Below are 12,053 nucleotides of genomic sequence, written 5' to 3'. Positions count from 1 at the left end.
AATAGTACAAACACCTAATCTTCGCTTTTTTAGTCATTTGAAGGCCAAAAGAACTTGAAATAATTATCAAAAAAGCTAAATTTGCTATTCGACGAATAATAAATCTAAATATTTTAATACTATGAAAAAATTTTTACTTTTTAGTTTAGCTGTAAGTCTTTCTTTCGGTGCTATGGCCGATGAGAAAAAAGTAGCAAAGAAATCTACCAAAATGGTGAATTCAAAAAATAAAATTGAAGCACCAATGTCTCCAACTCAAGTGAAACCAGCTGTATCTGCAGATGTGGAACTTAAAGGAACAAATGCTGTGGAACGTGTATATGTTGGAAAATCAGCAAATATCTATTCTGTTCTTCTAGAAGACCAAAGATATGTTGATTATAATGAAGAATTAGGTGCTTATGCTGTTACCTTTAGAACAGATCCTGCTACTTATCCTGAAGCTTTTAATAGTGGTAATATTATTACTGCTACATCAACAGATGGTGGTAACACTTGGGCTGATACTTGGATGATGAATACAGAGGATGCTGGAAGATACCCTTCAGGTGGTATTTATAATCCTGATGGGAATACAGATCCTAGCCAAGCTTATTTAGTGGCTTGTGGCCCTATTACAACTGGTGGTTGGTCTGATAATTTCTTTGCAAGTTCAAAAGTTAATGGAGAAGAACAAAATCTTCTACTTTTACCTATCGATCCTGATTGGTCGGGTAGTCAGTTGATTCGTAATGGATTACAGGTGACTTCTGACGGTTTTGTTCATGTTGTTGATTCTAAGTATCAAGACAATGGTTCTGGTTATTCTACAGAAATGAATATTGCTGCTTGGTATGCTGAATTTAATGGTTCTGGCTTCGATTGGGACGTGGTTGATATTCCTGTTGATTTAGCTATGAGAACTGATGGAACTACATTTAATTTCTGGACCTTTGGTAATGCATGGTCTAATGATGGTTCTGTTGGATATACCTGGATGGTTGGTGTTGACGCAGAATTAGAAGGCGAAAGCGGATATTCTCCTATCGTATTCAAAACCGAAAATCAAGGCGAAGATTGGGAACAAATCGAAATTGCTTTGGAAGATAATGAAGTGATGAGTGAATACCTTTGGGCTACTAATCAGTTTAATGGTCCAATGTGGCCTCAAGTTACAGAACTTGATGGTGTTGTTGATGCAAATGGTGAACTACAATTATTTGTAAAAGCCACTGGTACTTTTTCTACACATATTGATTCTATTGGATACTCCTATTCTTATAATTTAGATTATATCTATAATCTTGAAATCAATATGGACGGTGTTCAAAATGTATATTACGTGGACTCTATTGTTGCTGATGATGTGGAAGCATCTTCTGCCTATTCTTTAGGTGCTGAAGGTTGGGGTTCTAGACTGCGCGCCACAAGAAGTGATGATGGAACCGCTGTATTTGCGGTTTGGGCTGATACTGAAAATCCAGATAATTACGAAGGTGTGAATGGTGCTCCAAATATTAAGGCTGCTGGTAGATTGGTAAATGGTGGTGATTTCACAGATTTCCCTGTTACTAACTTTACTGCTGATGACCTATATGCAGGTTTCTATTTCTTCCATAATGTGGGTCAGATCAGTACAATAGAAGGTGATTATATTCACCTACCTGTTGTGACTACTGTAACTCCATCTGAATTTGGTTCTGGAAATGAGTTAACTCCTGTAACTCATAGTTTTGTAAAAGATGTTAAATTCCTTTGGGTAACTGGTTTAGAAGAAGCAAGTACTGTTGCTAATTTTGCTGTAACTCAAAACAGCCCTAACCCATTCTCAGGTTCTACAACTATCCAATTAACTAGTCAAGTGGTGGCTCCAGTTATGGTTGAAGTAAGTAACCTAATGGGACAAACAGTTTATACTATGGATGCTGGTATCATCAATAATACCATGCGTGTTGAACTTCCTGCTGCTAATTTAGAAGCTGGTGTTTATTTCTACACTGTTACTATTGGTAACGAAAGTATTTCTAAGAAAATGATTGTAGAATAAGCAATCGTTTATTAAAAAAAAGAGCTTGATTTATTAATCAAGCTCTTTTTTTTTGCCTTCGCCTTCCATATTCTGTTTTTTAACAAACTATTTCACTTAGTTAATATCCCGAAATTCACCTATTTTATTATTCAATAATAATAGTCTAAATGTATTGTTTTTACAGATGTTACAAGAATAACAAGTGTCCGTTTTTGAGAATATTTTATTAGGGGTTATGTGCAAGCTAAGCACAATGTGCTTTAAACACGCGTTATTACTGTGTTTGTACACGAAAATATTTCATATATTTGGAGCTTCTATTAATTAATTAAAAGCGTTCATATGAAAAAATTGTTACTATTTGTTTTAGTAGCGGGTTTTGCTATCTCCGGATTTTCGCAAAATAAGCCTGCTAAAGCTAAGTTAGAAAAGAGAGCTGCCGAACTTACAGAGCAAGCTCCTGTTGCTCCAAGACCAATGCCAGAAATTAATACTGACAGAGCGGTTAAGGAAGACATCAACAGAATCGTTGTTGGTACTGCGCATTCTCAAAGAAGTTTAAGAAGAGAAGAGCCACACGTTATTTATTATAATCCAGAATTGGATGTAATTAGTGTTACATTTATTTTAGATGGAGAAACTTACGATGTGGCCAATGAAGATGGTACTACTGGTATGTTCTATTCTGAAGATCATGGTCAAACATGGCAAGGTCCTGTTGTGGTTTCTGACAATACTGCAGAAGGTCTAACAAATTATTATCCTGCAGGTATAGTTTTCAATCCTGAAGGAAATACTTCTGTTGCTGATGCTTATGGCATCGGACAAAGTACTGCTGTAGATTGGAATTATAAAGTATATGGTTCTGCTATGATAGGTGGTGATGCTTTCACTAACTATGTATGGCAAGATACTGATCCAGATTATACTCATAATGGATATTGGAACCAGTATGGTTTACAACAAGTAAATAATGAAGTTCGTGCTTTAAACCTTAAAGCTAAAGGTGACTGGTCTTCTTTTACTGAAGCCGAATTCGAATTGATAGTAGGTGAATTAGACGGTGATGAGTTTGTGTGGGATTTCTCAAATACTCTTGAAGTTGATGTTGATGTTGATCCTGCTGATGGTGTTATCCAGTGGACTGGTATGTTTGTGGGTAGTGATTCAGGTCTTGAGATTTGCTGGTCAGCCGATGGCGAAACTGGTTATGTATGGATGAATGGTGTTTCTACTGAAGCCCCTACAGGATACCAACCTATTCTTTATGTGACCAATGATAGTGGTGACTCTTGGGATATGGTAGAGTATGATTTATTAGATGGTGATGCTCAAGATTTCTTCTATGAGTTTTTGATCAATGCTGGTGGTACTGATATGGTGATTCCTAGATTCTTCGAATCAACAGGTGTTGTAGATGCTAATGGAAACCTTCAAATGTTTGCAGCTGTTGGTTCTCACTCTGCAGATGTAACTATGTATCCTGACTCAACTGGATATGCATGGGTTTATCCTGGTGATTTAGTAAGTATGACTTTTACTCCTGATGGTCTTCAAGAGTATATGAAGATCGATTCATTGAATACACAAAATGTAAATGATGAAGAAGGTTCTTATGCTGGTAATGGATGGCAACACCGGTTATTTGCTGCCAAAAATGCAACAGAAACTGAAGTATTCTTTACATGGACTGATACTAGAAATGTACCAGAGAGTGAATTAAATATTGAGCCAGATATCTTTGGTTGGTCAAAATGTATTACTGATGGTGTTACTATGGATTCTCCTGTATGTTTTACAGAAGGAACTTTATACGAAAAGTTTTACTATTACCCAGCTGGTGCTGAGTGGGCTTATATGAATGAGGATGGTAATTATACTATTCCTTATATCCAAGGTATTACTCCTGGTGAATTTGCAAGTAATGGTTCTGCTACTGCTGATGCTATCACTGTTAACTTCATTACAGGTATCGAGTTTGCTCCTTTATGTACTGTTGGTTTAGGCGAAATGAACACTACTTTAAGTATTGAGGTAGCTCAAAACTCTCCAAACCCATTCTCTACATTTACTACTGTTACTGTTAACAGTACTACTGTAGCTGATGTAAGAGTTGAAGTTAGTAACCTTATGGGACAGTCTGTTTATGCTATCAATGCAGGAATGATTAATGGTTCAATGAATATTGATATTCCAGCTACTGATTTACAAGCAGGTGTTTATTTTTACACCGTTACTATTGGTAACCAAAGTGTAACTAAGAAAATGATTGTGGAATAATATTCCTCAAATATCATATTTAAAAGGTCTGGCTGAAAAGCTGGACCTTTTTTGTGCTCCCCTGACAGCGCTCTGCCCAGACATTAAATCATAAGCCTTGAAAGGGCGCCATATGAATAGCCTCGAGCAAAGCCCTTGGATATGAATGCCATTTAGGTCGGCAAGATAGAGCAATAGCGAAGCTTTTTCTTATTGCCGACCTCTGAGTTAGAATCTAATTGGTTCATACTCCTTTTTCACCTTTTCTAAAAAGGTATAGTCAAAACCCCAAATGGAGTATGTTTAACAATATTGGAAACGTTTTAAATTTAGACCGGCGGAAAGCATTTCTGCTTGAGCTGGTTTATTATGTTGTCGAACCCACCCCAAGCTTAATTAGAAATCACTTTCTTGATAAGATTTATCTTTTGAGGCAACCATTTAGCTCATAGTAATCGTTATAGTATTTGAGATCATCCAACACGATTCTAGATAAATAGATAAAAATACAATATGGATGTATAAATGTATTATGTATATTTATAATGCCCTAATAAATAGTATGTATTGACAATAAAATATTAACGGAAAAGAAGAATATATCAAAATTTATCATTAGCTTTACGTTTTTAATTTTAAAAACTATTCATATGAGAAAAATTTTACTATTTACCTTGGCTTTGAGTATTTCTATCGGTGCAATGGCTGATGAGAAGAAAACAGCTAAAAAACACAAATCAGAGGCAAATTCAAAGAATAAGATTGATATGCCTATTGCACCAACCCAACCGGTTCCTGTGGTTTCTGCTGATTTTGATTTTAAAGGAACTCAATCTGTAGAGCGAGTTTATGTTGGGAAATCTGCTAATATCTATTCTGTCCTACTAGAAGATCAAAGATATTTTGATTATAATCAAGAATTAGGTACTTATGGATTCACATTTAGAACTGATCCTGCTACCTATCCAGAGGCACTAAATAGTGGTAATATTATTACAGCTACCTCATCTGATGGCGGTAATGCTTGGACTGACACTTGGTTAATGAATACTAGTGATGCGTGTAGATACCCTTCTGGAGTAATCTATAATCCTGATGGAAATACTGATCCTGCTCAAGCTTATATATTAAGCTGTGGCCCTGTAACAGATGGTGCTGGCTGGTTAAGTAACTATTTTGCTACATCGAAAGTAAATGGAGAAGAATTAGTAAATGAATTGATTCCAGTTGATCCAGAATGGTCTGGTAGCCAGCTGATTCGTAATGGTTTGCAAGTTTGTTCTGATGGTGTGGCCCATGTTGTGGATTCCAAATATCAAGATAATGGAGCAGGATTATCAACGGAGATGAATATTGCTGCATGGTATGCTGAGTTTAATGGTTCTGGTTTTGATTGGGATGTTGTAGATATTCCAGTAGATTTAGCTTTAAGAACCGATGGTACAACCTTTAACCTTTGGACTTTTGGTAATGCTTGGTCAAATGATGGTTCTGTTGGATATACCTGGATGAATGGTGTAGATGCTGAATTAGAAGGTGAAAGTGGATATTCTCCTATCGTATTTAGAACTGAAAATCAAGGTCAAGATTGGGATCAGATTGAGATTCCTCTTGAAGATAATGAAGTAATGAGTGAATACTTATGGGCTACTAATCAATTTAATGGACCCATGTGGCCTTTATTAAGTGAAATGGATGGCGTTGTTGATGCCAATGGCGATTTGCAACTATTTGTAAAAGTAACTGGTACTTTTTCAACTCACCCTGATTCCTTATTGTATTCTTATACTGGTAATCTAGATTATATCTATAATATTGAAGTTAGCGCTGATGGAATGCAAGAAGTAATGTATGTGGACTCTATTGTAGCTGATGATGTAGCTGATGGTTCTGCCTATGGTTTAGGTGATATTGGTTGGGGTTCAAGACTTCGCGCAACTAGAACTGAAGACGGTAGTGCTGTCTTTGCTGTTTGGGCCGATACTGATAATCCTGATAATTATGAAGGTGAAAATGGGGCACCAAATATTAAAACGGCTGGTAGGTTTGTGAATGGAGGTAGTTTCAATGTTGACTTCCCTAACACCAACTTTACTTATGATGATTTATATGCTGGATTCTATTTTTACCATAATGTAGGTCAAATATGTAAAACTGTAGGTAATTATATACAACTTCCAGTGGTCACGTCTGTTTCTCCATCTGAATTTGGTGGCGGATCTGATTTAGCTCCTGTAACACATAGTTATATTAATGGAATTGGATATTTGGTTGATGGTCTTGAAGATGGTCTTGTTGTAAGTGATAATAGTTTTACTGTTACTCAGAATCAACCGAATCCATTTTCTTCTTATACAACAATCGAATTATCTAGCAATATTATTAAATCTGTAATGATTGAAGTTAGTAATCTAATGGGGCAGTCAATTTATACTATAGATGCTGGTGTCATTAATGGAACCATGAAGGTTGAGCTTCCTGCTAATGATTTAGAAGCAGGTATTTATTTCTACACTGTTACCATTGGTAACGAAAGTGTAACTAAGAAAATGATTGTGGAATAATATTCCAAATACATATGTCATTTTAATTAATTAATAGAAGAAGGTCTGGCTTTATAGTCAGACCTTTTTTTGTTTGATGCTATTCCTAATAAATGTGAAATATTTCGGAAAATAATGTTAAAAACTAAACAATAAGAATAAGCTTGTTATTTTTGCAAAAATTTAAAGAAATATACTATGGAAATTAGTCAAAATAAAGTGGCCGCTATCACATATACACTCAAACAAGACAATGTAGAAGGTAAAGTAATCGAGACCATCGACGAAACTAAACCTGTTGAGTTTATCTTTGGGCAAGGCGGTTTGCTCCCAAGTTTCGAAAGTCAGCTGGATGGGATGAAAGCCGGAGAGGAATTTAATTTTGTGGTTCCTTGTACCGAAGCTTATGGTGTTTTTAAAGAGGAATTATTAATCAAATTAAATAAAGATATTTTTGCTCAAGACGGAACCGTAAATGAGCAGATTCTTACTGTTGGTAATCAGATTCCAATGATGGATAGCCAAGGACGTAGAATGAATGGGGTTGTACGTGAGGTTGAAGAGACAGAAGTGAAAATGGATTTCAACCATCCTCTAGCTGGTCAAGATTTATTCTTTACCGGAAAGATAGAAATGGTTAGAGAAGCTACTTATGAGGAGCTAAATCCTCCAGCACACCATGGTTGCGGATGTGGTAGTGGATCAGGTGGTGGTTCTTGCGGCAGTTCTTCAAAAGATGAAAACTCAAATGACAGCTGTTGTAGTAGCGAAGAACAAGGTTCTTGCGGTTGTGGATAAGCATAGATAAGTCTTGCTGTAAAAATATACGGCAAGGGCTTGAAGCGAGAAGTTCGAAGCAAGGATTGTTATAAATATGCACTTCTTGCTTCTAGCTCCCTGCTTCAAGCCTTTTTTCTATATCATAGCTTAACCTAGCTCTATCTTCTAGCCCCAGCTCCATCGGATTTGTAATCCGATTTATTATATGCTTTTGATAACGAACGGATTGCAAACCTGTCCAAGCTGGTGTTTCAATTGAATCGCGTATTTATAAAATGCTGAGTAAGTTGTAAGAGATGGCTTCGCTGCGCTCGCCATGACCGTGCTTTCTATGAACCCCATTCGTAGTATGTCTCTCCGAAGGAAGGTCATTGCAAGCTTGGCGCAGGAAAGCATGGCAAACCAGCTCCATCGGATTTGTAATCCGATTTGATATATTTACTGTAAAAAAACGGATTGCAAATCCGTTCTAGCTGTTTTTTCATCTGAAAGGAACTTCTCACTTCCAGCTTCATTCTTCTCACTTCCAGCTTCATTCTTCTCACTTCCTTTTTGTATTTCCAGATCTAGTCTTTTCAATATACTTAATCATCTTGCGGCACTTATTCTGAATCCCTCTACTACCATCAGGATAAATCAGTTCAATCATATATTCTAGCTCATTGAATAGTTCAGGCTGGAATTTTGCTATTTGGAAGAATATATCCATGGCCATGGCCTTCACCGCAATTTCACTCTTATTGCTCATGATGGCATCGGCAGAATATTGAATAAGATAGGCATGATATGGCTCCGCTATTTCAACTCGCGATATGGTTCTTAAAAAGCAACGGAGGATGGCTTGAGATTTAATGTTCTCTAAGTTCGAAATTAACTCGTCTACATAAGGAATGACCAGATGAGGATATTTATCGAAGAGGGTGCTAAAATACCATGCACCACGTCGAGATATAGGCTCCTCCTCTTTTAAAATGATTTTTAGTAATTCTGGTATTCTTTCAGGTTGACGAGACAAAACTTCAGCCAAATCAAGGGCATGAACTTTTCCATAGTTCTTATTTAGAAAAGCTTCTATTTCATTCATAAGTCAGATTGATCAACTGTCACTTATTTATCTTCTTCTGACTCCACAATAATATCTGCTTCTACAGCAGGAGGATTCATTTGTTTGGCTACTTTTTTCATCATAAAAGCAAAATACATCATCACTCCACCAATAAGAATACTAATTACTCCTAATAATTGAATAATAAAACTGGCTACCATATCTGGTTTGAATAATAAGATTAAACCAATAACTAATGCTGCCAATCCGTTTATTTTGAGTAGGGTAGCGTTTTTAATTTGTTTTGAATGTGCAAAACCTGTGTATAATTGGAAGATACCAAGTATTAATGCCCATAGCCCGATTAGAATCAATAGAAACTCTAATAACCAACTAGGGTTCACGATTAATATTACACCTAGAGAAAGGTTGATTAAACCTTCTACTAACCAGAAGAACATATTTTTACCCTGTTTGGCATAGGAGAAAGCTCCAAAAACCAAGAATAATCCACTGAGTAGAATAATGATCCCTGCCGCAAAACCGATAGTGGCTAGCGTTTGTTCTGGTACAAATAAGAATACAATACCTGCAATAATAGCTATAGCGGCATTCGCCATCAATAAAAACCATTTGTTTTTTAAAGCTTCCATTCTGTTTTTTTTTCAAAGATAAGAATTTTCGTTCTTTAAAACCTAGGGGAATTCTTTAATACAACAGTAAGGGTCTAATAATAACTATGAGTAAAACCAGCGGTATCGGATTTTCAATCCAATAATATAATCAACAAGTTATAATGAGCGTATTGCAAATCCACTCTAGCTAGTATAAAAAAAGCCCTAGATTTCTCTAGAGCTTTTCAAAATATTTTTGGTGTGAAGATTACTTCACTGTATTCATGTGCTTGATTAATTCAAGAACTTTGATGGAGTATCCCATTTCGTTATCATACCAAGAAATCACTTTCACGAAGTTGTCGTTTAAGCTAATTCCAGCATCAGCATCGAAAGTAGACGTACAAGACTCACCAACGAAATCCTGAGAAACAACAGCTTCTTCAGTATATCCTAAAACACCTTTCATTGGGCCTTCAGCAGCAGCTTTCATAGCAGCTTTTATAGCTTCGTAAGAAGCAGGCTTCTCTAAGCGAACAGTTAAATCCACAACAGAAACGTCGGCAGTAGGTACACGGAAAGCCATACCCGTTAATAATCCGTTTAATTCAGGAATTACTTTACCAACAGCTTTAGCAGCACCAGTAGAAGAAGGAATGATATTATTTCCAGCTCCACGTCCACCTCTCCAGTCTTTCATAGAAGGACCATCAACAGTTTTTTGTGTAGCGGTAGTAGCATGAACAGTAGTCATTAAGCCTTCAACAATACCGAAGTTGTCGTGAAGTACTTTAGAAATTGGAGCAAGACAGTTAGTTGTACAAGAAGCATTAGAAACAATGTTCATGTCAGCTGTGTATTTATCAAGGTTAACACCACACACAAACATTGGAGTAGCATCTTTAGATGGAGCAGACATTACTACTCTTTTTGCACCAGCATCGATATGAGCTTGAGCAGTTTCTTTAGTCAAGAATAAACCTGTGCTTTCAACAACGTATTCAGCATCTACTTCATTCCATTTTAAATCAGCTGGGTTTCTTTCGGCAGTAACGCGAATAGCGTAACCATTAACTACTAATTTCCCGTCTTTAACTTCTACGTCACCATCAAATCTACCATGAACAGAATCGTACTTAAGCATGTAAGCCATATATTCTACATCAATCAAATCGTTAATTCCAACAACTTGAATGCCTTCCATTTTAGCAGCAGCACGAAATACTAATCTTCCAATTCTACCAAATCCGTTAATTCCAACTTTAATTGTCGACATAATCCTAATATTTTCAGTTTATAAAATTTCTTTATTATTGAGATGGTAAAGATAGGTATTTTCCTTAAAAGCTAGATTCAATTTAGTCTTAAGAATTGATAATATTTCAGCGCAAACGTTTGAATCTCAGAAAAAGCAGGTATAATATAATACAGGCTAAAAAAAATGGAAAATAAATTGGCTGGCTTGAGCAGATTATTGCCATGAGAGAAAAAGAAAAAGTTCATAAACTAGGGTACGAAAACCTAAAAATAAGTATTAATAAACAGAACCTGCTCTATATTTACAATTCATAAATAAATATTTAATTCATTTGTATATAAAAAGAAAACACATATATTTGCTGTGATTAATTTAACAATCTTCGTATGTGCTCGATTCAAAATACTTGTAATAAAATAGATACAGTCTTTTCAGGAGCTGTAAGTATTTACCCCCCCCCCCCCCCTCACTCATACATATCTGAATGTATATATAACAATATTTGATTCTCTATTTTTTGTTAAAGCTTCAGTCTATGTGGTCTATTAAGCAAACCTGTATGAGGATTTTTCGATTAGGGAAAAACAATTTTATTTAGCTAGTGGGCGGCCATTGTTTCACTTATTTGGTTCATTTTTCATGAAAAAGGAAGAAATAATCAGCCCGTCCTTAGCTCTCACCATTTTCGCAACAAATCCGGAGTAAACTTAGAAACGGGCCGAATAAGCTGCAAAATTAAAAATAATAGAGACGGATAGCAATTTTTTCAATGGCTATAGTCCAAGAAAGCCTATAAATAATTATTTATATAGAGGCTTTGATATAATTATGAAATCAAATGAAAAAACAAATTTTATATACCCTTTTTATTTTATTGATAACAAATGTAGTAGATGCACAAACATGGTCATTAAGTGGTAGAACTGACATTTATTATAATGCAGGTAAGGTAGGAATAGGAATAACAAACCCCTCGACCACTTTAGATGTTTCAGGCACCATATCGGCAACAGGGTTTAAAATGCCAGGAGGCCAAAATGGATATGTGCTCACTTCTGATGCCTATGGTAATGGAACATGGGTTGCAGCTAGCGGTGCTATTGGAGGAGGTAGTGACTCTCCGTGGAATACTTCAGGTTCCAATTTGTATTATAGCACTGGAAATGTAGGAATAGGAAAAGTGAGTTCTAGCGGTATAAGACTAGACGTAAATGGTAAAATAAGAACCAATACTGAATTGAACTTTGCTTCAACAGTAAATGGCTTGATTAGTTTCGGTAGTACAAATACAGGGAAAACGCTTTTATTAAAATCACTGTATGGAGGTGGTGGAGCTGGGAAGACAAGCATGAGAGGAATGAGTATTGATAAATGGGGAAATGTAGGAATAGGGACCGATGATGCCAATGATTCCAATGCATTGGAAGTAGCAGGAAAAACCAAAACCGAAAGCTTACAAATTACAAACGGTGTTTGTAATACCAATTATATTTTAACGGCTAGCGATGCCAATGGAAATGCCATTTGGAAAGACATAAACGATTTT

At 36.0% G+C, this 12,053-nt stretch carries 8 protein-coding genes; 5 read left to right on the top strand and 3 right to left on the bottom strand.

All coding sequences use genetic code 11. The features are described 5' to 3' along the window. Nucleotides 1-121 precede the first annotated feature (121 nt). The 4 genes from HNS40_RS17505 to HNS40_RS17490 all read left to right on the top strand — a co-directional run bounded on the left by HNS40_RS17505 (nucleotide 122) and on the right by HNS40_RS17490 (nucleotide 7,608). The gene (locus tag HNS40_RS17505) at nucleotides 122-2,026 is read left to right on the top strand and encodes a T9SS type A sorting domain-containing protein (protein WP_172283260.1); all 1,905 of its coding nucleotides are present in this window, start codon (nucleotides 122-124) and stop codon (nucleotides 2,024-2,026) included. A gap of 324 nt (nucleotides 2,027-2,350) precedes the next feature. Beyond that, nucleotides 2,351-4,288, top strand: a complete 1,938-nt coding sequence (locus HNS40_RS17500; RefSeq protein ID WP_172283258.1) for a T9SS type A sorting domain-containing protein — start codon at nucleotides 2,351-2,353, stop codon at nucleotides 4,286-4,288. Between the two features lie 629 nt (nucleotides 4,289-4,917). Then, nucleotides 4,918-6,831 (top strand): T9SS type A sorting domain-containing protein, encoded by a 1,914-nt coding sequence (locus HNS40_RS17495; protein ID WP_172283256.1) that lies wholly within the window; start codon nucleotides 4,918-4,920, stop codon nucleotides 6,829-6,831. A 177-nt stretch (nucleotides 6,832-7,008) separates the two neighbouring features. After that, nucleotides 7,009-7,608 carry a peptidylprolyl isomerase gene (locus HNS40_RS17490; protein ID WP_172283253.1) on the top strand — a complete coding sequence of 200 codons (600 nt, stop codon included), beginning with the start codon at nucleotides 7,009-7,011 and terminating at the stop codon, nucleotides 7,606-7,608. Between the two features lie 523 nt (nucleotides 7,609-8,131). Here the strand turns inward: HNS40_RS17490 and HNS40_RS17485 are convergent. The 3 genes from HNS40_RS17485 to gap all read right to left on the bottom strand — a co-directional run bounded on the left by HNS40_RS17485 (nucleotide 8,132) and on the right by gap (nucleotide 10,525). Further along, the gene (locus HNS40_RS17485) at nucleotides 8,132-8,674 is read right to left on the bottom strand and encodes a hypothetical protein (protein ID WP_172283250.1); all 543 of its coding nucleotides are present in this window, start codon (nucleotides 8,672-8,674) and stop codon (nucleotides 8,132-8,134) included. 23 nt (nucleotides 8,675-8,697) lie between these two features. Continuing rightward, nucleotides 8,698-9,288, bottom strand: coding sequence for an HdeD family acid-resistance protein (locus HNS40_RS17480; protein ID WP_172283248.1), 591 nt, complete (start codon nucleotides 9,286-9,288; stop codon nucleotides 8,698-8,700). Nucleotides 9,289-9,517: 229 nt separating this feature from the next. Further along, nucleotides 9,518-10,525, bottom strand: a complete 1,008-nt coding sequence (gene gap, locus HNS40_RS17475; protein WP_172283246.1) for a type I glyceraldehyde-3-phosphate dehydrogenase — start codon at nucleotides 10,523-10,525, stop codon at nucleotides 9,518-9,520. A gap of 820 nt (nucleotides 10,526-11,345) precedes the next feature. On the opposite strand from gap, the gene HNS40_RS17470 reads away from it, so the two are divergent. Then, a partial coding sequence (locus HNS40_RS17470; protein WP_371742956.1) for a hypothetical protein occupies nucleotides 11,346-12,053 on the top strand: 708 nt, incomplete at its 3' end.

Origin of the sequence: Lentimicrobium sp. S6, from assembly GCF_013166635.1 — a bacterium.
GTDB lineage: Bacteria > Bacteroidota > Bacteroidia > Bacteroidales > UBA12170 > UBA12170.
Note: the sequence above shows the minus strand (reverse complement) of the source record. Positions and strands in the feature narration are given on the sequence as shown.